General features: G+C 69.1%; 18 protein-coding genes. 13 read left to right on the top strand and 5 right to left on the bottom strand.

What is annotated here, in order from left to right:
* Positions 1-591: 591 nt before the first annotated feature.
* Positions 592-2235, bottom strand: a complete 1644-nt coding sequence (locus E5N76_RS25940; protein WP_149540658.1) for a flavin-containing monooxygenase — start codon at positions 2233-2235, stop codon at positions 592-594.
* Positions 2236-2641: 406 nt separating this feature from the next.
* On the opposite strand from E5N76_RS25940, the gene E5N76_RS29875 reads away from it, so the two are divergent.
* Positions 2642-2779 carry a hypothetical protein gene (locus tag E5N76_RS29875; RefSeq protein ID WP_187830412.1) on the top strand — a complete coding sequence of 46 codons (138 nt, stop codon included), beginning with the start codon at positions 2642-2644 and terminating at the stop codon, positions 2777-2779.
* Positions 2780-2994: 215 nt separating this feature from the next.
* Here E5N76_RS29875 and E5N76_RS25945 read toward each other — a convergent pair whose 3' ends face one another.
* Entirely contained in the window at positions 2995-4428 is a 1434-nt protein-coding gene (locus tag E5N76_RS25945; RefSeq protein ID WP_235907890.1) for an ABC transporter substrate-binding protein, read from the bottom strand.
* A gap of 34 nt (positions 4429-4462) precedes the next feature.
* Between E5N76_RS25945 and E5N76_RS25950 the strand changes: the two genes are divergently transcribed.
* The 3 genes from E5N76_RS25950 (at position 4463) to E5N76_RS25960 (ending at position 8238) form a co-directional block, all read left to right on the top strand.
* Positions 4463-5431, top strand: coding sequence for a Bug family tripartite tricarboxylate transporter substrate binding protein (locus tag E5N76_RS25950; protein WP_149540660.1), 969 nt, complete (start codon positions 4463-4465; stop codon positions 5429-5431).
* 249 nt (positions 5432-5680) lie between these two features.
* Positions 5681-7264, top strand: a complete 1584-nt coding sequence (locus E5N76_RS25955) for a class I adenylate-forming enzyme family protein (RefSeq protein ID WP_149540662.1) — start codon at positions 5681-5683, stop codon at positions 7262-7264.
* The gene (locus tag E5N76_RS25960; protein WP_149540664.1) at positions 7264-8238 is read left to right on the top strand and encodes a Bug family tripartite tricarboxylate transporter substrate binding protein; all 975 of its coding nucleotides are present in this window, start codon (positions 7264-7266) and stop codon (positions 8236-8238) included. Before E5N76_RS25955 ends, E5N76_RS25960 begins: the two co-directional genes overlap by 1 nt.
* Here E5N76_RS25960 and E5N76_RS25965 read toward each other — a convergent pair.
* Together E5N76_RS25965 and E5N76_RS25970 are read right to left on the bottom strand one after the other, a co-directional pair.
* On the bottom strand, positions 8225-8647 hold the full coding sequence (locus E5N76_RS25965; protein ID WP_149540666.1) for a Zn-ribbon domain-containing OB-fold protein: 423 nt from the start codon (positions 8645-8647) through the stop codon (positions 8225-8227). The two genes, E5N76_RS25960 and E5N76_RS25965, sit on opposite strands and share 14 nt — an antisense overlap.
* A 5-nt stretch (positions 8648-8652) precedes the next feature.
* Positions 8653-9810, bottom strand: coding sequence for a thiolase C-terminal domain-containing protein (locus E5N76_RS25970; protein WP_149540668.1), 1158 nt, complete (start codon positions 9808-9810; stop codon positions 8653-8655).
* A 325-nt stretch (positions 9811-10135) separates the two neighbouring features.
* Here E5N76_RS25970 and E5N76_RS25975 point away from each other — a divergent pair, with 325 nt between their 5' ends.
* Positions 10136-11092 carry a tripartite tricarboxylate transporter substrate binding protein gene (locus E5N76_RS25975; RefSeq protein ID WP_187830413.1) on the top strand — a complete coding sequence of 319 codons (957 nt, stop codon included), beginning with the start codon at positions 10136-10138 and terminating at the stop codon, positions 11090-11092.
* Positions 11093-11330: 238 nt separating this feature from the next.
* Complete coding sequence (locus E5N76_RS25980; RefSeq protein ID WP_187830414.1) at positions 11331-12662, top strand: MmgE/PrpD family protein; 1332 nt, start codon at positions 11331-11333, stop codon at positions 12660-12662.
* A 223-nt stretch (positions 12663-12885) separates the two neighbouring features.
* Here the strand turns inward: E5N76_RS25980 and E5N76_RS31180 are convergent, their stop codons facing one another.
* Positions 12886-13014: a hypothetical protein gene (locus E5N76_RS31180; RefSeq protein ID WP_268921330.1), complete on the bottom strand. Its 129-nt coding sequence runs from the start codon at positions 13012-13014 to the stop codon at positions 12886-12888.
* A gap of 273 nt (positions 13015-13287) precedes the next feature.
* On the opposite strand from E5N76_RS31180, the gene E5N76_RS25990 reads away from it, so the two are divergent.
* The 7 genes from E5N76_RS25990 to E5N76_RS26020 all read left to right on the top strand — a co-directional run bounded on the left by E5N76_RS25990 (position 13288) and on the right by E5N76_RS26020 (position 19577).
* Complete coding sequence (locus tag E5N76_RS25990; protein ID WP_187830415.1) at positions 13288-14418, top strand: ABC transporter ATP-binding protein; 1131 nt, start codon at positions 13288-13290, stop codon at positions 14416-14418.
* Positions 14411-15289 (top strand): carbohydrate ABC transporter permease, encoded by an 879-nt coding sequence (locus tag E5N76_RS25995; protein ID WP_149540676.1) that lies wholly within the window; start codon positions 14411-14413, stop codon positions 15287-15289. Before E5N76_RS25990 ends, E5N76_RS25995 begins: the two co-directional genes overlap by 8 nt.
* Positions 15286-16104, top strand: a complete 819-nt coding sequence (locus E5N76_RS26000) for a carbohydrate ABC transporter permease (protein WP_149540678.1) — start codon at positions 15286-15288, stop codon at positions 16102-16104. The genes E5N76_RS25995 and E5N76_RS26000 overlap by 4 nt, the downstream gene beginning before the upstream one ends.
* Before the next feature lie 41 nt (positions 16105-16145).
* Positions 16146-17402 (top strand): ABC transporter substrate-binding protein, encoded by a 1257-nt coding sequence (locus E5N76_RS26005; protein WP_149540680.1) that lies wholly within the window; start codon positions 16146-16148, stop codon positions 17400-17402.
* A gap of 2 nt (positions 17403-17404) precedes the next feature.
* Positions 17405-17653: a hypothetical protein gene (locus tag E5N76_RS26010; protein ID WP_149540682.1), complete on the top strand. Its 249-nt coding sequence runs from the start codon at positions 17405-17407 to the stop codon at positions 17651-17653.
* On the top strand, positions 17650-18372 hold the full coding sequence (gene phnF / locus E5N76_RS26015; RefSeq protein ID WP_149540684.1) for a phosphonate metabolism transcriptional regulator PhnF: 723 nt from the start codon (positions 17650-17652) through the stop codon (positions 18370-18372). The genes E5N76_RS26010 and phnF overlap by 4 nt, the downstream gene beginning before the upstream one ends.
* 110 nt (positions 18373-18482) lie before the next feature.
* Positions 18483-19577 carry a TauD/TfdA family dioxygenase gene (locus E5N76_RS26020; protein WP_149540688.1) on the top strand — a complete coding sequence of 365 codons (1095 nt, stop codon included), beginning with the start codon at positions 18483-18485 and terminating at the stop codon, positions 19575-19577.
* Position 19578: the final 1 nt, after the last annotated feature.

A 19578-nucleotide genomic window follows, 5' to 3' on the forward strand; every position in this document is an offset into this window, starting at 1 on the left:
CGCCCGTAGCGGCCGCCGCCAGCAGCGTCCTGCGGTCCACGCCCATGCGGGTCAAGATATCCTTGGCGGGTGAGGTCTTGTCCGTCATCGCGCTCGGTTCCTCTCCTCGGTGGGTCGTCCCACGCTTGGTTCATTTCATGATCTTGGACCGGGCAGGCTGCGCGGCCTGACCGCGGTGCCGGCCTCGGCAGGCATCCGTCGAAGACAAGGCAGCGGGGGCGCCGATCTCAGGAGGCCCGAGATGGGACGCCTCGCCTCGTCAGCTCCTGTACAGCGGCTTGGAATGGGATGCCGGCACGCCGGGCTGCCGACCCGCGAGGGCCCGCTGCCGCGGTGAATGTTCGGCATAATGCCCTCCGAGCACGGCAGCGACTGTGCGACGCAAGCGGGGAGGACAGGGCGTAGAGCGCGCTTCGGCTAGGTTGTCGTACACCGGCAGGACGTTCCTTGTATTTTATGTTATGGTAGCGCTGAATTTCTCGCTGCGGCAAGGGCTGCGCAGCGTCCCGTGCCCAGCGGCGCCGTGCCTGCAGCAACGCGCGTGCATGCAGCAGCAATTGTCGCCGGCAAGATGCCCGCAGGCTGGCGCAGTCAGCGCCCCAGCAGGAATCCCTTGTAGCCCTGCGCGGCGATCTCATCACACTTCCGGCGATACGCGGCCACGCCGCCGACATAGGGCATGAAGACGCGCGGCTTGCCCGGGATATTGGCGCCGACATACCAGGAATTCGCACGCGGATAGAGGGTCGCGTCCGCGACCTCGTTCACATGGCTTACCCAGCGATCCTCGGCATCCTGCTCCGGCTCGATGAAGGCAAGCCCTTTCGTCTGCAGATGCGCGAGGCAATCGGCGATCCAGTCCACATGCTGCTCGATGGAATGGATCATCTGGCTCTTCACGCCCGGGCTGCCGGGGCCGGTGATGACGAACATGTTCGGGAAGCCCGCGACCATCAGGCCGAGATAGGTGCGCGGCCCCGCCAGCCATTTCTCCGCCAGCGCCTCGCCGCCCTCGACCCGGATGTCGATCTCCCGCAGGGCGCCCGTCATGGCGTCGAAGCCGATGGCGAAGGCGATGGCGTCGAGTTCGTATTCCTGCCCGGCCGTGCGCAGGCCCCGCGGCGTGATCTCCTCGATCGGCGCGCTCTTCACATCGACCAGGGTGACGTTGTCGCGGTTGTAGGTCTCATAGTAGTTGGTGTCGGCGCAAAGCCTCTTGGACCCGATCGGATGGTCTTTCGGGGCCAGCAGCTCCGCCACCGCCGGATCCCGCACGATGCTGCGGATCTTCTCCCGCACGAACCCGGCTGCCGTCTCGTTTGCCTTCTCATCGACCAGGAAGTCGTTGTAACAGTTCAGGAAGCCGATGGTGCCACCCGCCTCCCAGAGCTCCTCGTACTTCCGGCGCCGCTCCTCCTCGGACACCGCCAGCGCCGATTGGGTGGGGATTGGGTAGCCAGGCACGCCGAAGCCGGTCTCCCGGGCCTCCCTGACGCGCTGCGCATAGCGCGCCTTGTGCCGGCGTTCCCTCTCGGGGTCCATCGGTGCATTGCGCGCCGGCAGGCTGAAATTGGCGGTACGCTGGAAGACGAACAGGTGCTGCGCCTGCTGCGCGATGAGCGGAATCATCTGGATGGCGGTCGAGCCCGTGCCGATGACACCCACGCGCTGGCCGGTGAAGTCCACACCGTCATGCGGCCAGAGCCCGCTATGGTACCATTGGCCCTGGAAGGTCTCGAGCCCCTTGAAATCCGGCACGCGGGGCGTGGAGAGGTTGCCCGTTGCCATGACGCAGAAGCGCGCGGTGATGCGCTCGCCCTCCCGCGTCTCGAGTGTCCAGCGATGGGTGGCACGGGCATAGCTCGCCGACGCGATGCGCGTGTTCAGTTGAATGTCGCGGCGCAGGTCGAAGCGATCGGCGACATGGTTGATGTATTCGAGGATCGCCGGCTGCGTGGCGTAGCGCTCCGGCCAGGTCCAGTCGTTCTGCAACTCCTCGGAAAAGGAGTAGGAGTATTCGAGGCTCTCGATGTCGCAGCGCGCGCCGGGGTAGCGGTTCCAGAACCAGGTGCCACCGACGCCGCTGCCGGCCTCGTAGACGCGGGCCGTGAGGCCGAGGCCACGCAGCCGATGCAGGGCGTAAAGCCCGGCAAGGCCGCCGCCGACGATCGCCACGTCGATCTGGGCGGCCGATGCAGGCTTCCGGCGTTCAGATACCGCTTCGAGTTGTGCCATCTTGGATCGCCTCCCATTGGCTGGACCGATGGACGCGCATGCGATGTTGGCTGGAACGGACCAACGGTGCCGGCCGGCCGGAGCTGCACCTGGTGGCGAGCTGCCGCAGGCGCGCTCGCAGGCGCCGCAGCCACGGCTGGCGCCCCGTCGTGTGCTGTCCGCTGCGCAGTCGCCGCCCGCCGGCGCTGAGCGAGCACCAGCTCTTCATGTCGCTCCTCCAGCCATGTCGGCCCCTGAACGAGGCGCTTGTTGCGTTCGGTTGCTTGTGAGAAGCATCTTGATTGCCGACCAGCCTGTCAACAGTCGACAATCCAGAGAACCGGTGCGGGGCGCACGCCATTCAACCGGCCGATGGTCGGGAGTGCTGATGCCGTGACCGCCATCGCCAGTCGAACTCAATGCCTTCGTGGCAAAGAGCATGGCACCAGATGCCGACCTGAAGGATGTCTTCTACGGCTGCATCCCCTTCGTGCTCATGGAGCTTGTTATCGTGGGGTTGCTCATCGCCTTTCCCCGGATTTCGCTCTTCGCCCTCTCCCGCTGAACGGGCTTGCGCTACGCCGATGCGGGCGGACCGGACACTGCGGTCGGCCGTTGTTGCCACTCGCCAACTCAAGCTACCCCCGGCTTGCGCGAAAGGGCTCCAGTGCCCTGCTTCCGAAGCCTGCGGACGCCGTCCTCAGGTCGCTGGCCGTTGTTTCAGTGGCGTGCTTGTCCGCTCCGTTCGCCGGAAATCCAGCGAACTTCGCGGGCAGCACACTAGCTGTGAATGAGCGGGCAGCCACCCTCCTGCAAGGGGCGGAAAGCCTGGTCTGCCGGCGTGGTGCTGATGCGCTCGTAGTAGTCCCACGGGCCACGGCTTGCCTCTGGCGACTTCACCCGGAAGAGATGCACGTCATGGAGCTTGCGGCCGTCCGGGCGTATCGCGCCTGGGCCGAAGGCGTCGTCATCCGTCGGCAGGGCCTTCATGCGGGCGACAGTCGCGGCGCCGCTCTGCTTCGCCGCGGCCGGTCCCATGGCCGCGACCGTCTTCAGATAATGCGTTGCAGCGGAGTAGCAGCCGGCCTGATTCATGTTCGGGTGGATGCCGCCGGTCTTCTGCAGTACGCGGCTGGTGAAGGCCCGGGTGCGATCATTGAGATCCCAGTAGAAGCTCTCGGTCAGCAGCAGGCCCTGCGCGGTGGGCAGGCCTATGGCGTGCACATCGCTGACGAACATCAGCAGCGCGGCGAGCTTCTGGCCGGAGCGGGTAATGCCGAATTCCGCCGCCTGCTTGATGACGTTGACGGTGTCGTCGCCGCCATTGGCCAGGCCGATGACCTTGGCACGACTCGCCTGCGCCTGCAGCAGGAAGGAGGAGAAGTCGGATGTTCCCGGTGCGGGATGCGCCACCCGGCCCAGCACCTTGCCGCCGGCGCGGCGCACCGCCTCTCCCGTATCCCGCTCGAGGGCATGGCCGAAAGCGAAATTGGCCACGATGAAGAACCAGCTGTCGCCGCCACTGCGCACCAGGGCGCCGCCGGTGCTGGCTGCCAGCATCCAGGAATCATAGGTCCAGTGCACGCCGTTCGGCGTACAGGCCTTGCCGGTGAGGTCAGCGGTCGCCGCGGCGGAATTCAGGTGAATCCTGTCCTTCTCCCGCGCGACGTTCTGGACGGCGAGGGCAACCGCGCTGTTCGACACGTCCATGACGACATCGGCGCCATCCCGGTCGAACCACTGCCGGGTCAGGTTGGCCCCGATATCCGCCCGGTTCTGATGGTCGCCGGTCAGGATCTCGACATTGAAGCCATGCGAGGGCGGGTTGAAATCCTCCACCGCCTGGCGGACGCAGGCGACGGAGACCGGGCCGCTGGTGCTGCTGTAGGGCCCCGACTGATCGCTCATTACGCAGATCTTGATGGTCGGCGCAGCGGCGCCTGACTGGGCTCGAGCCCCCGAATACAGGAAGGCGGGCATGGCTCCGGTCGAGGCCAGGAATTGCCGGCGGGTCAGCAGCATGAGATTGGTTTCCACCCCGTGGAGTCTTGGATGCCGGTTGAATGCCGCCTTTCCGGCGACCGTCGGCAGTGAGCCGACGTCGTGAAAGGCGTAGCCAGCCGGTGCATCGTTCGCGTCATGCTTGCGACGAACTGCCGATCGGTCAAGTCTGGCAACCTGCCTGAGCGCAGGGGTTGACAGTAGGTGCTGCACGCACGGAGGCTGCGCGCGGGGAGACGCCGCTACAATGAAGAAGCATCTCAACTGCCTGTTCCGGCTGACATGGCTCGTTCTTGCGCTGGTTGCCTGGCCGGACGCCGCTTCCGCCTACCCTGAACGACCGGTGCGCATGATCGTCGGCGCCGCTGCCGGCGGGTCGAACGACCTGGTGGCACGGCTGCTGGCGGAAGGCCTGACGGCGCGGCTGCCACATCCGGTGGTGGTCGAGAATCGCTCCGGTGCCGCCGGCATGATCGGCCTTGAGACCGTTGCCCGCGCTGCGCCCGATGGCCACACCTTGCTGCTGGTCAACACCGCCCATGCCGGGCTGCGGGTCTTCGTGCCCAATGCCAGCATCGACCCGCACACCGGCGTGACGGCCATCTCGGTGCTTGCCGAATCGCCGATGGTGATGCTCGTCGCCAATGCCTTCCCGGCCGCCGATCTGCGCGGCTTCGTCGAGGCCGTGCGCGCGGCGCCGGGCCGCTTCGCCTATGGCAGCACCGGCGGGGGCGGCACCCTGCGGATGGGGGCGGTGCTGTTCCTGCGCGCCACCGGCCTGAACATGACCGAAGTGCCGTATCGGGGCGGCGGACCGGCGCAGCTCGACCTTGCGGCGGGGCGCATCGCGATGCTGTTCGATGTCGGCGTCACCTCCTTCCAGACCGCGCGCAGCGGCTTGGCGCGGGCCTTCGCCGTCACCTCGGCGGCACGCAGCCCCGCTGCGCCGGAGGTACCGACGCTCCGGGAATCCGGCATCGATGCGGAGATGACCGTCTGGCAGGCGGTGATGGCGCCGGCCGCGACGCCCCGGGAGCTGCGCGAGGCGGTGCAGTCGGCGATCGCGCAGGTGCTCGCCGACCCGGCGCTGCGCAGCCGCTTCGCGGAGCTTGGGGCCGACCGCGTGCTTGGTCTTGGCGTGGGTGAGAGCGAAGCCTATCTGGCGGCGGAGGTGCAGCGCTGGGAGACGCTGCTCCGCGCCAGCGAATTGAAATAGCCGGGCGCAGAACCGCTGGGGGCGGTCGCCGCGTCGGCATGCCCCGCGGTCCGCCACGCCGCGACGCATCGGACGGCGCCGCCGCTCGCGCCCGATCCTGCTCCCATCTTCCCTCCTGACATCCCAGGAATCCAGGCGCCATCGAAGCCGGTTCTGCACCGACGGTCATGAAAGCGGCTTTCTCCCCTGCGCAGGGCTGCTAGGCTGATGCCAAGGAGCCGTCACTCGGCCGAATGGAGGAAATGTCGCATGGCGGATGCGCAGGCGAGTTGCGGTCAGGCCCTGTCGCAGGCCGCCGCACCGGGTGCCGGCCTGACGGTCGGTGCCCTGTTCCGGCAGCAAGCCCTGCGCAACGGCAGCAGCATCGCCCTTGAGGGCAATGGCCGCAGACTGAGCTACGCCGCACTTGGCGAGCGTGTTGGCCGCCTGGCGCGAGCGCTGGCGGCGCGGGGCGTTGGCCGCGGCGACCGGATCGCCCTGCTCTCGGAGAACCGCCCTGAATACCCCGAGCTGCAGCTCGCAGCGGCGACGCTCGGCGCGATCCTGGCCTGCCAGAACTGGCGGCAGGCGGATCCCGAATTGCAGCATTGCGTGCGCCTTGTCGCGCCGCGTCTCCTGATCGCCTCCGAGCGTCAGGCGGGCCGCCTCGCCGCCATCGATCATGGCGTGCCCTCGGTGCTGCAGCTCGGCGAGGAGTATGAAGCGCTGCTCCGCGCCGCGCCGCCCGGCGAGGTGCCGGACCTGGCCGAGCCGGAGGATGGCCTGCTCATCCTCTATACCAGCGGTACGACGGGGTTGCCGAAGGCGGCGGTCATCAGCCACCGCGCGATGATTGCGCGCAGCATGATCGCCCGCATCGATGGCAGCTTCTTCCCGGATCGCACCTTCGTGGCCTGGACGCCGCTGTTCCATATGGGGGCGACGGACAGCACCCTCGCCGCGCTGATGCATGGCGCCAAGGTGGTGGTGCTGGAGAGCTTCGATCCTCCCGCCATCGCGGCTCTGCTGGAGCGGGAGCCGATCGGCTGGCTGTCGCTGATGCCCGGCATGTTCGCCCGCATGATCGAGGAATTGCGGCGCGCGCCGCGCCGGCTGCAGCCGCTCGGCCTTTGCGGCGCCATGGCGGACCTCGTGCCGCGGCACGAGATCGCCGAGATCACCACCCTGCTGCAGGCGCCCTTCCGCAACTCCTTCGGCTCCACCGAGACCGGCCCCGCACCCTTCAGCCGCGGCCGCATTCCCATCGGCACGGCGCCGGAGCGCCTCTCCAAGCTGCAGAGCTCCTACTGCCTGGTCCGGTTGGTGGACCCCGAAGGGCGGGACGTGCCGGATGGCGAGCCGGGCGAGGCCGCCTTCCGCGGTCCCAGCCTGTTCAGCGGCTATTGGGGCGACCCGGCGGCGAATGCGGAAGCCTTCCGCTCCGGCTGGTACCACATGGGCGACGTGCTGCGGCGCAATCCGGACGGCACCTACGATTTCGTCGACCGCCGCAAGTACCTGATCAAATCGGGCGGCGAGAACATCTACCCGGCGGAGATCGAGCAGGTGCTGCTCGCCTCGCCGCGCGTAGCCGAAGCCGTGGTGGTGCGCCGCCCCGATCCGCGCTGGGGCGAGGTGCCCGTCGCCTTCGTCGCGCCGCGCGAGCCCGACCTGACGGAGGCCGAGGTGCTGGCGCTCTGCCGCGGCCGGATCGCCGGCTACAAGGTGCCGAAGGCGGTGCGCTTCCTGCCGGAAGCGCAGTTCCCGCGCAGCACCAGCGGCAAGGTCCAGCGGCACCTGCTGGAAGCCCGGCTGCAAGCCGCGGCGGAGACCGCCGCCAGGGAGGATGCGTGATGCATCGCCGCGACCTTCTCCTGTCCTCCCTGCTTGCGCCGGGCGTCGCCGCGCGGGCCGGCGCCCAGACAGCGGGCGGCGTGCCGGACCGCCCCATCACCATCGTCGTCCCCTTCCCGCCCGGCGCCCTCTCGGACATCATGACGCGGGCGCTCGGCCAGCGCCTCGGCCAGGAACTCGGGCAGACCATCGTCATCGACAACCGGCCCGGCGCGGGAACCTCGGTCGCCTCCGCCTATGTGCTGCAATCCCGGCCCGACGGCACGACCCTGCTCATGGGCTCCAACAGCCTGGCGACGAACCCGACCGCGCTGCCGCAACTGCCGCCACGCGATCCGGAGCGGGAGCTCGCCCCGATCGGCCTCGCCTATATGAGCGCCTTCCTGCTGGTGGTGCGCGACGACTTTCCGGCGCGCGACCTCGCCGGGTTCATCGCCTACGCCAAGGCGCATCCGGGGCAGGTCAATTTCGCCAGCTCCGGCGTCGGCGCGGTCAACCACCTGGCACTCGAGCTGCTCAACCGCTCGGCCGGCATCGCGCTGGAGCACATCCCCTTCCGCGGCGGCGCGCCGGCGCTGATCGAATTGCGGGCCGGGCGGGTTGCCGCCTTCCTCGCCACCCCGGCCGACGTCGCGTCGCAACTGCGGGATGGCTCGCTCCGCGCCCTTGCCACCACCACCGCCCAGCGGCTGGACCAATTGCCGGATGTGCCTGCCATTGCCGAGCTGCTGCCGGGCTATGAGGCGGTGTACTGGCAGGCCCTGTTCGCCCCCGCCGCAACGCCGGAACCGGTGGTCCGGCGCCTGGCGGAAGCCTTGCAGGCGGTGAAGGCGGATGCGGAATTCCGCGCGAGCCTGGCCGCACGCGGCGTCTCGCTGCTGCCCGGCGGGCCGCAGGAGCTGCGCGACTACCTGCGACGGGAAACCGCCATCTGGGGCCGCGTCATCCGCGAGGCGAACATCACCCTGGAGTAGCCGGGCGCAGCACCGGCAGGGTCAGCCCCGCCTCGTTCTGCTCGAAGCCGATCCGCAGCTTCAGGCCCGGACGCAGCGCCTCCGCCTCGGCATCCCGCAATTGCGCGAGCAGCCGCACGCCTTCCGGCAGATCGGCCGTCACCAGCACATAGGGGAGATCCGCCCGGAACGCCGCATGGAAAGGGTGATGGGCCACGGTCCAGCTATGCACCGTGGCCTCGCCCGAGGCCTCGACCCAATCCGTCGCCATGGAATGGCAGGCGGCACACATGGGCTGCGGATAGTGGCGGATGCGGCCGCAATCGGCGCAGCGTTGCAGCATCAGCCGGCCCTGGGCCAGCCCGTCCCAATAGGGCTGGGTGTCAGGGCTCGGGTCGGGCATGGGCTTGCCCGGCATCGTCTGGCTCATCGCTGTCAGCCTCGCGTCATGATGGCGAGCGTCCCGTCGCCGAGGTCGCCATAGCCGGTGACGAGACCCACCTCGGCATCCGGCACCTGCGCCCGGCCAGCCTCGCCGCGCAATTGGCGGACGAGCTCCACCACGTGGTTCATCCCGGCAATATGGGCCTGGGAGAGCAGCCCACCATGCGTGTTCACCGGCAGCCGTCCCTTGAGTCCAAGCGCGCCGCCCTCGACGAAGGCGCCGCCTTCGCCCTTGCCGCAGAAGCCGAGATCCTCGAGCTGGCAGAGGACGATGTAGGTGAAGCAGTCGTAGATTTCGGCCACGTCGATATCGGCCGGCGTGACACCTGCCATGGCGAAGGCGCGTGGCGCTGCCTTGGCGAGGCCCAGGCGCGTCATGTCGGCGCGCTGGGTGATGGCGCTTGGCGAATCCGGATGCCCTTCGGCCATGCCGGCGAGCAGGACCCGCGGCCGGCGGAGGTCGCGGGCCCGGTCGGCAGCGCTGACGACCACCGCGGCGGCGCCATCGCTCTCGAGGCTGCAGTCGAACAGCCGCAACGGGTCGGCGATCATGCGCGAGGCCTGATGGTCTTCGATGCTCAGCGGCGTCGTCATCCGGGCATTGCCGTTGAGGATGGCATGCTGCCGCGTGGTGACGGCGATCTCCGCCAACTGCCGGCTTGTGGTGCCGAACATCGCCATGTGGCGCCGGGCCATCGGCGCGTAGTATTGCGCCGGGGCCAGGGCGCCGCTCGGGGCCTCGAACTCGCCCACGATGCGGAATTGCGGCATCTGCTGGATGCGGGCGCCGATCCTCTGTCCGGTCCGGCCGGTCCGTCCGAGCGTCAGCAGCACATGCGAGCAGATGCCCGCGGCAACGGCAGCGGCCGCGCATTGCAGCGCGGCCACCGGCCCCGCGCCGCCGAGCGGCGTGCCGGTGGAGAAGCGAAGATCGGGAATGCCGAGATTGGTGACCAGCTCCTCGGCGACGACCGGGCCGCCGGGCGAAGGCATGACGATGCCGTCGATATCCCGGGCCTGAATGCCGGCATCCGAAATCGCTTTGAGCGCAGCCTCGAGCTGCAGCGAGAGCGCGCTGCGCCCACCGGCATCGCGTGTGTAGTCGGTGTCACCGACGCCGATGACCGCCGCCTTGTTCGCAAGCTGCATGCGTCCCTCCCGGATTGGCCCCTGGTACCGAAGGCAGCCATCATTGCCTCCAGGCTAGCCGGGACAGGTCGGCTGGACCAGCTTCGCCGATCTGCAAGGAGGTTCAAGACCCGATGTCTGAAGGGCGGCCAGATTGCGCGCATCCGGCTCGTTCCATATACGGGTAAGTTCGGATGCCGAAGGTGCCTTTCGGTCAGCTTTGCCTGCTGCCGCCGGGGACGATGCTGCCGGAGAGCGGGCCTTGCCCTGGCGCACGCCCTTTGGCCGGCAAAGGATAGGGAGGAGGACCCGCATGGTAGCCGGTGAAATATACCTTTCGCGTCGAATGGCCTTCGCCGCCGCCCTGCTCGCAGCACCCTTCGCGGCCCGCGCCCAGCCCGCGGCCTATCCGGCGCGCCCTGTCCGCCTGACGGTGCCGTACCCCGCAGGTGGCACGACCGACGTGGTTGCGCGCATCGCCGCCGAGGCCCTGTCGTCCCGCCTGGGCCAGCCGATCGTGATCGACAACCGACCCGGCGCCGGCGTGACCGTCGGCACGACCTTCGTGGCCCGGGCCGCACCGGATGGCTACAGCCTGCTGGCCACCACCCTGGCGCATGCGACGAACCCCAGCCTCTTCAAGTCGCTGCCCTATGATTCCGAAGGGGATTTCGCGCCCGTCGGGATGATCGGCCTGACCCCTTGCGTGCTGGTGGTGAATCCGCGGTCGGAGGCACGCGACCTGGCGACCTTCATCGCATTGCTGCGCGCCGAACCCGAACGCCACGCCTATGGCTCGGCCGGGGTTGGCAGCCCGATGCACCTGGCGCCGGAATTGCTGGCGCAGATGACCGGCACCACGGTGCGGCACGTTCCCTATCGCGGCGAAGCGCCGGCGCTGAACGACCTGGTGGCTGGACACATCACCTTTGCGATCGACCCGGTCACCGCCGCCGCCCCCCTGGTGCGCGCCGGCGCTCTGCGCGCCCTGGCGGTTGCTTCGGCGCGGCGCGCCGGGATCCTGCCGGATGTACCGACATTCGCCGAGGCCGGGCTGGCCGGCTTCGAGGCCTATACCTGGACCGTGGTGATGGCGCCGCGCGGGACGCCGCCGGAGGTGGTGGAGCGACTCAACCGCGAGCTCGGCGCCGTCCTGCGCATTCCCGAGGTCCGTGGCAGGCTCGCGGAGCTTGGCGTGGAGATGGAGCGCGTCCTTTCACCCGCCGAGACCGGTGATTTCATCCGCGCCGAAGCGGCGAAATGGGCGCCCATCGTCCGTGCGTCAGGGGCCTCGCTGGACTGACCGACGCAGCGGCCGCTGGACAAGCGGCCATGGCCGATGGCCGATGCGATCCGGAGTTTGACGGACATTCTCTCCTGTGATCCGCTGCGAGCCATGACCGGCCTGCCTGGCAGAACCGCGCAGTTCAAGGAAGCAGGATGACCCGTATCAGGGCCTCACATCGGAAGGGCTGCTGTTGTGCCCCGGCTGCTGGTAGCCGCACATGACGCAGCCCCCATCCGGAACCGCCGCTCAACGGATGGCTCAGTTCGCCGTCAGCGCGCGGTGGGAAGCATTGCCGGAAGCCGTTCGGCGCGAATCCGTGCGGGCCTGGCTGAATTTCGTCGCCTGCGCCACAGGCGGCGCATCAACCTCGATCATGCACGCCGCCATTCGCGGCGTGCTTGCCATGGCGCCCCAAGCCGTGGTGCCAGTGTTCGGGCGGCCGGAGCGCGTCAGCATGGCCGACGCCGCGCTGCTGAACAGCATGAGCACCTCAGCCTACACCTTCGACGACACGCATCTCTCCACCATCACGCATCCCACGGGGCCCGTGGCCGCCGCCCTTGCCGCGACGGCATACGCGCTCCGGGCTGCGGGCCGGCCCGTCTCCGGCCCCGAATTGCTTACCGCCCTCATGGTGGGGATGGAGCTGGAATGCCGTGTCAGCTGCGCCATCGCGGCGGGCAAGGCCAACCAGGGCTGGTACATGACCGGATTGTCCGGCGGCATCGGTGCCGCCGCGGCGGTCGGCCGCTTGCTGCATCTGCGTCCGGAGCAACTCGCCCATGCCATCGGCCTGGCTGCCGCGCAGGCCTGCGGCACGCGTTCCGTCCATGGCAGCATGGCCATCACCTACGTGCCAGGCGTTGCCGCGCGCGACGGGCTGGTCGCCGCCTATATGGCCCAGGCCGATTTTACCTGCAGCCCAGGCGCCATCGAAGGGCGGAACGGCCTGCTCCAGGTGCTCACCGGGGCGCATGATGCCGCGCCGATCCTGGATGATCTTGGGTGCAGCTTCGAGGTCCTGAACAACACCTACAAGCCCTATCCCTGTGGCATCGTCATCCATCCCGCCATCGACGCCTGCCTGGCCCTCGTGCACGAGGATGGCGTGATGTGCGAGGCGATCGAGCGGGTCGAGCTGCGCGTCCACCCCGATGCGCTGAATCTCTGCTGGCGGAAACTTCCGGAGACGGAGTTGGCAGCCCAGGTCAGCCTCTACCACTGGGTGGCTGCCGCCCTGGTACGTGGCGCAGCAGGTATCAGTGAAGGCGAGCATTCCTGCGTTGCCGATCCAGCTGTTAGCAGTTTGCAGAAGCGCTCGGAGGCGCGGCCTGACCCCGGGCTGCGCGATAACCAGGCCGTTGTGACCTTGCACCTGCGGGATGGCCGCATGGTCGAGCGTTTCACCGAGAACGCCGTCGGCAGCGCCACCAACCCCATGACCGACACGCAGCTCGTGGACAAGTTTCGCAGCCTGGCACGGCGTAGCCTCGAGGCCGACCGCGTCGAGCGCCTGCTGGAGCTTTGCCTGGCCATGCCGGCGCTGAAGGACGTTGCTGAAATTATCGAAGCCGGCGCCCGTTGAATGGAGATGGCCGGTCCTCGGCGGGCTGCACTATGGGCCAGTTCTTCGCGGCTGCGCCTGCAGGACAGGGGCGGTCCGTCGCGCGGTCCAGCGTAGTCAAGAGGGCGTAGGACCCCGCGCCCGATGCCAGGGCGTCAACCCCAGGACGATCGCCAGGCAGCGGGCGCGAGGGGACGTCGCCGATCGGCGCATCGGTCCGGCCGAGCCGCACTCGATCACGCTCTCAGCCGAGGATGAGGCGACCGTTGTCGCCTTCCGCCGCCACGCCCTTCCGCCACTGGACGACTGCCTCCACGCTCCGCAGCCCACTCACCCGACGCGCTCGGCGCTGCATCGCGATCTCAAGCGCCATGGCACTTTCCGCCTGCCCGGGGCCGAAGTCCGCCCGCAAGCGCTTCAAGGCCTTCACTCTTCGCATCGACATCGCCGAGAGCAGAATCGGGCGGGGCAAGCGTCGGTCGATGCCGTCCAGCCCTTGCCGGCACACTCCATCTGGACGGGCTTGCCGACGCATTCTGCAAGACACCCCGCCACCGCTGGTGACCGGCAATCATAATCCCTCTGTCATCGCCCTGCCTCAGTCCACGCGATACAGCCTGTGTAGACATGTTGGGACAAGCCCGGTGTGACACAGCTCGAGATCGAAGGCGTGACGAAACGCTTCGGCGAGATGGAGGTATTGCGGTCCGTCTCGCTCCGGGCCAGGTCCGGAGAGTTCGTCAGCCTGCTCGGCCCTTCCGGCTGCGGGAAATCCACCTTGCTGCGCATCGTGGCCGGGCTGGAGCAGCCCGATGCCGGCAGCATCCGCCTGGGCGGACGGGAGCTTCGCGGTGTCGCCGCCAGCGAGCGCGACGTGGCCATGGTGTTCCAGAGCTTCGCTCTCTACCCGCAGATGACGGCGCGCGAGAACATCGCCCTGCCGCTGCGCGTGCGGCGGTTGACGCGGCTGCAGCGCTTCGCGGGCCGCCTCGGCCTCAGCCCGGCCGCCCGGCGCATCGGCGCCGAGATTGATCGCCAGGTGGAGGCGCTCGCCCGCACGCTGGAGATCGGGCCTCTGCTGGGGCGCCGCCCCGGCTCGCTCTCCGGCGGCCAGCGCCAGCGCGTGGCGCTCGGCCGCGCGCTCATTCGCCAGTCCTCCCTGCTGCTGATGGATGAGCCGCTGTCGAACCTCGACGCCCGGCTGCGGCTGCAGACGCGCGACGAGATCGCGCAGATCCAGCGCCAGTTCGGCGTCACCACCCTCTTCGTCACCCATGATCAGGCGGAGGCGATGGCCGTCTCCGACCGCATCGCGGTGATGCTGAAGGGAGAGATCGCGCAGTTCGGCACGCCGCAGGAAATCTACCGCACCCCGAGTTCCCTAGCCGTTGCGGAGTTCGTCGGGGCCACCCGGCTGAACCGCTTCGAGGCCGTGGCGTGGCCCGACGGCGCGCTGGCGCTGGGCGGGCTGCCGCTGGGGCTCGCGGCTCCGGCCCTGGCCGGTCAGCGCGTAACCCTGGCCTGGCGGCCGGAGGGGCTTTCCCTGGCCGCCTCCGGCCTGCCGGTCACGGTGCGGCGGCTGGAGGACCACGGCGCCGACGCTTTCCTGCACGCCGAATACGAGGGCCGGCCCGTGGCGGCGCGGCTGCGCTCCGGCCATGGCCTCGCGGTCGGCGATACCGCCTGGCTGCGGCCGGCGCCGGAGGCCCTGATGCTGTTCGACGCGGCGGGCATGAGCCACCCCTGCCGGCCGCTGGCGGCATACGTCCATGCCTGAGACCCGCGACCAGCGCCGGATGGGCCTGCTGCTCGCCAGCCCGGCCGCGCTGCTCATGCTGCTGCTGCAGGTGCTGCCGTTGCTGCTGGTCCTCGGTACCGCCTTCACCGACTGGCAGCTTGGCGGCGATCCACCGGCTTTCGTCGGGCTCGAGAATTTCCGCGCGCTGCTGGCGGACCCGGATTTCCGGGCCTCCGTGCTCGTCACCGCGCGCTATATCCTGATGGTGGTTCCCGGCGCGCTGGGCCTCGGCCTCGGGCTCGCGCTGCTGCTGCAGGGCTGCGGGCGTGGCCGCATGATCTATCAGACCATCTTCTTCCTGCCCTACATCGCCACGCTCGCGGCCATGTCCATCGCCTGGCAGATGCTGCTGCACCCATCCTTCGGTATGGCGAACCAGGTGTTGGCGGCGCTCGGCCTCGGCGGCGTGAACTGGCTGCGCGACGAGGCCACCGCCCTGCCGGTGCTGGCACTGATCGGCGTCTGGCACGAGACCGGCTTCGCCATGGTGTTCTTCCTGGCGGCGCTCACCTCGGTGCCGGCCGAGCTGCACGATGCCGCGCGGCTCGACGGGATGGGCGGCGGCTGGGACCGCTTCTGGCTGGTGACGGGGCCGCACATCGCCTCGATCGGGCTGTTCGTGCTGGTCGTGCTCACCGCCCATGCCGTGATGGTCTTCGACACCGTGGCGCTGCTCACCCAGGGCGGGCCCGGGAACGCCACCCGGGTGCTGCTCTACGTCATCTACCAGGAGGGCTTCTCCTTCTTCCGCAGCAATGTGGCGGCCACCGCCACGGTGTTCTTCCTCGCTTTCACCCTGACGCTCGGCGTGCTGCAGCTCCGGCTCGGCCGGACGAGGGGCGCGGCATGATCCGTCTCCGGTCCGCCTTCCTGCGCCACAGCCTGCTGATCCTGGCCGCCCTGCTGATGCTGCTGCCGGTCGCCTGGGCGCTGCTCGTTTCCACCCGCGCGCAGGACGCGATCCTCGGCGCCCAGCTGCTGACGCTGCCGAGCTGGAGCGCCATCGCCGCCAATTATACCCGGGCGACGAGCGCCACGCCGCTCTTCGGCTTCATCGGCAACGGCGCGCTGGTCTGCACGCTGATCCTGTTCTTCCAGGTACTGATCATGGTGCCCTGCGGCTATGCGCTGGCCAAGCTGCGCTTTCCGGGCCGGGATGCGCTGTGGGGCGCGGTGCTGCTCGGGCTGATGGTGCCGGCGCCGGTGCTGGCCACGCCGCTCTTCGTCATGGTCGCGACGGCGGGCCTGATGGATACCGTCGCCGCGCTGGTCGTGCCCTGGGTCGTCTCCTCCCTCGGCATCTTCCTGATGCGCCAGTTCTTCCGCCGCGTGCCCGACGAGCTGATCGAGGCCGCACGGCTGGACGGGCTCGGCGAGATCGACCTGCTGGTGCGCGTGCTGCTGCCGCTGGCCCGGCCCACCCTCGGCGCCTTCGCCATCATATCGCTCGTCGCGCATTGGAACGACCTCTACTGGCCCTCCATCGTCGTCACCTCCGCCGAGCGCGCGACGCCGCCCTTCGGCGTGATGCTCTTCCAGACCCAGGAGGCCGGCACCGAATACGGCGCCCTGATGGCCGGCAGCCTGATCATCGCCATGCCGCTGATGGCCGCCTTCCTGCTGCTCCAGCGCCGCTTCGTCGAGGGCCTGGTGGCCATGAAATAGCCGCCTCCGCTCGTCCTGAACCCATTTCATCGGAGAAGATCATGCAACGCCGTTCCATCCTGCTCGGCAGCGCCGTCCTGGCCGCGCCGCGCCTGGCCCGCGCCGCCACGGAAGTCACCGTGCTCTACAGCCAGCCCGGCCTGTACAAGGAGGCGCACGAGACCATCGTCCGCGAATTCATGCGCCGCCAGCCGGACATCGCCATCCGGCTGCTCGCGCCAGCCCGCGCCTATGAGGAAGCGGCAAGTGCGGTGCTGCGCGGCGCCGTGACCAATTCCATCCCGGACGTGGTCTATAACGGCACCAACCTGCTGCACCTCTTCGTGGACCGCCGGCTGGCCGTGCCGCTGGATCCCTACATCGCCGCCGACGAGGGCTTTGCCCGCGACGGCTACATCCCGGGCATGCTCTCGACCGGCCATCTGGCCGGCAAGCAGTATGCCATTCCCTTCGCCCTCTCGACGCCCATCACCTTCTACAATGAGGAGCTGGTGCGCCGCGCGGGCCTCGACGCCGAGGCGCCGCCCACCGACTGGCCCGGCACGCTGGCCTGGGCCGAGCGCATCACGGCGCTGGGCGCGCCCGTCAAGGGCATCGACATCAAGTGGCAGACCACGGGCAACTACCTGTTCCAGGCGCTGCTCTTCTCCCATGGCGGCAAGCTGCTGAGCGAGGACGGAAAGCAGGTCGGCTTCAACTCGCCCGAAGGGCTGCGGGCCTTCCAGCTCCTGCAGGAGATGGTGGTGCGCGGCGGCATGGCCGACGCTTCCGCCGAGCAGGCGATGCAGGACTTCATCGCCGGCAACATCGGCATGCACCTCACCTCCTCGGCGAACCTGAACACGCTGACGGCGCAGATCGGCGAGCGCTTCACGCTGCGCACCGCGCCCTTCCCGGTACCGCGCCCCGACGCGCGCATCGTCTCGGGCGGCGCGGCGGCCACGCTTTTCGCGCGCGGCGAGGAGAAGCGCCAGGCGGCCTACAAGTACATCCGCTTCGCCACCGGCCCGATCGGACAGACCATCATGGTCAACCACATCGGCTACCTGCCCTGCAGCCAGGTCGCGATCGACACGCCGGAACTGCTCGGTAGCTACTATGCGCGCAACCGCAACACCCGCACCAGCCTCTCGCAGTTGCCGCGCGCCACGGGCTGGCTTGGCTTCCCCGGGCCGAACAGCCTGAAGGCCATCGACGCGGTCTATGCCGCGATGGAATCCGTGGTCGCACGGCGCGCCACGCCGGAACAGGCGCTCGCCCGCTCCGTCGAGCAGGTGAACGCGCTGCTGCCACGCTGACCATGCGGCCGATGCTGAGAGCGGCGCTGCTGGGGGCGTGGCTGGCGCTGGGCATGTGGTTCGCCGCCATCCTGCTGCCCGCCCCGCCGCCGGACCTTCCCGGCGCCCTTTCGCTCGGTGAGGTGCAGCGGCTGCTGCGCCGGCTGGCGCTCGCCACCTCGGAGGCGGGGCTCGCCCTGCTGCCGCAGGCGGAGATCAGGCTGGACGGCCGAGCTGCTCCCGTCGTCGCCCAGGCGGAGGAGCCGCGATGAGCGCCGGCATCATGGGACGCGGGCTGCCGCTCTACATGCAGCTCGCGCAGCAGATCGGCGACGAGATCCGCGCCTCCTATCGGCCAGGGCAGCTCCTGCCCTCCGAGGGGGCGCTGACGGAGCGTTTCGGCGTCAACCGCCACACGCTGCGCCGTGCGATCGCGGAGCTGATCCAGGACGGCGTGCTGGAGCGCCGGAAGGGCGTGGGCAGCTACGTGCTCGACACCGGCATCGAGTATCCACTGCAGCCCGGCACCCGCTTCACCTCGACGCTGACGGAGCTCGGCCACAGCACCGGCACACGGCTGCTGGAAGCCGGACGGGAGGTGGCGAGCGGTGGCGTGGCGCGCATGCTGCGTGTCGAAGAGGGGGCTCCCGTGCTCCGCTTCGAGACGCTGCGCCTGGTGGACGAGCGCCCCTTCTGCCTCATCACCCATTTCCTGCCGCGGGCCCGGCTTTCCAAGCAGGCCAACGGCTATGCCGGCGGCTCCCTGCATGCCTGGCTGGAGATGCATCACGGGCTGAAGCTGCGGCGGGAGAGCAGCGTCATCAGCTCCATCGCGCCGCGCGGCAACGATGCCCGGCTGCTCTGCATCGGCAACCGGCAGCCGGTGCTGCGGGTGAAGACCCTCAACGTCGAGGCGGCAAGCGGCATCCCGGTCGAATACGCGCTGACGCGCTTCCGTGGCGACCGCGTGCAGCTCCTCGTGGATTTCTGATCGATGACACCGCAAAGCCCGGCCTCGGGCGAAGCAAGGCTTTTTCGTCGCTTTCTTCCGCCGCCGCGTGTGTAGACACGGCAGCGGTTTCAACAACAGGAGAACCGCTCATGCCCGTACAGACCGAAATCGGCGTGCTGGAATTCGCCCCCGGCCCGATCGGCGGCCCGCTCGCCTGGCGCGCGGCCGATCTCCAGCGCGACCAGAGCTGGATACACCGCCTGACCGAGGAGGAGGTCCAGGAGCTGGAGGCAGCCACCCAGGCCAGCCGCCACATCGACATCCTGGCGCTGCGCCGCGAGGACTTCCCGCTGCCGAAGCTTGCGCCGAAGATCGCGGCGCTGCGCCACGACATCCTGCATCGCCTCGGCTTCGCCTATATGCGCGGCCTGCCGGTCCACCGCTACGACACCGAGACGCAGATGCGGATCTATTTCGGCCTCTCGCTGCACCTGGGCGATGTCGTGCCGCAGAACCGCAACGGGCACATGCTGGGCCACGTCATCGACATCGGCACCGCGCATGACGACGTGAACAAGCGCCTGACCCAGACCAATGCCGAGCTTGCCTTCCATTCGGATGCCTGCGACGTGGTCGGGCTGATGTGCATCCACACGGCAAAGGAGGGCGGGTCCAGCGCGCTGGTCAGCGCCATCGCGGTGCATGACGAGATGCTGCGCGTGGCCCCTGACCTCTGCCACGCGCTCTACGAGCCGCTGACCTGCGACCGCCGCGGTGAGGTTCCGGCGGGCAAGCATCCCTGGATGCGCATCCCGCTCTTCATGTGGAAGGACGGCAACTTCACCGGCTACGCGCCGCTGGAGGCCTATCTGCACTCGGCCCGCCGCTTCGAGGAGGCGCCGCCGATGACGGAGCGGCAGTGGGAGGCCATGCGGCTTTTCCTCGAACTCTGCAATTCCGCCGAATTCTGCGCACGGATCCCCTTCGAGCCCGGCGACTTCCAGTACGTGCAGAACCATGTGGTGTTCCACGCCCGTACCTCCTTCGTCGACTGGCCGGAGGTCGAGCGGAAGCGCCACCTGATGCGCATCTGGCTTTCCCTGCCGGATGGGCGCGAGCTGCATCCCGCCATCGCCGAGCGCTGGATCAACATCGAGCGCGGGACGGTGCGCGGCGGGGTGAACATCCCGGGACGCAAGGCGCTCAACATCCCGCTGAACCCGCTCACGCCGGCCTTCGCCTGAG

The sequence above is a fragment of the Siccirubricoccus phaeus genome (genome assembly GCF_008360935.1).
Lineage (GTDB): Bacteria > Pseudomonadota > Alphaproteobacteria > Acetobacterales > Acetobacteraceae > Siccirubricoccus > Siccirubricoccus phaeus.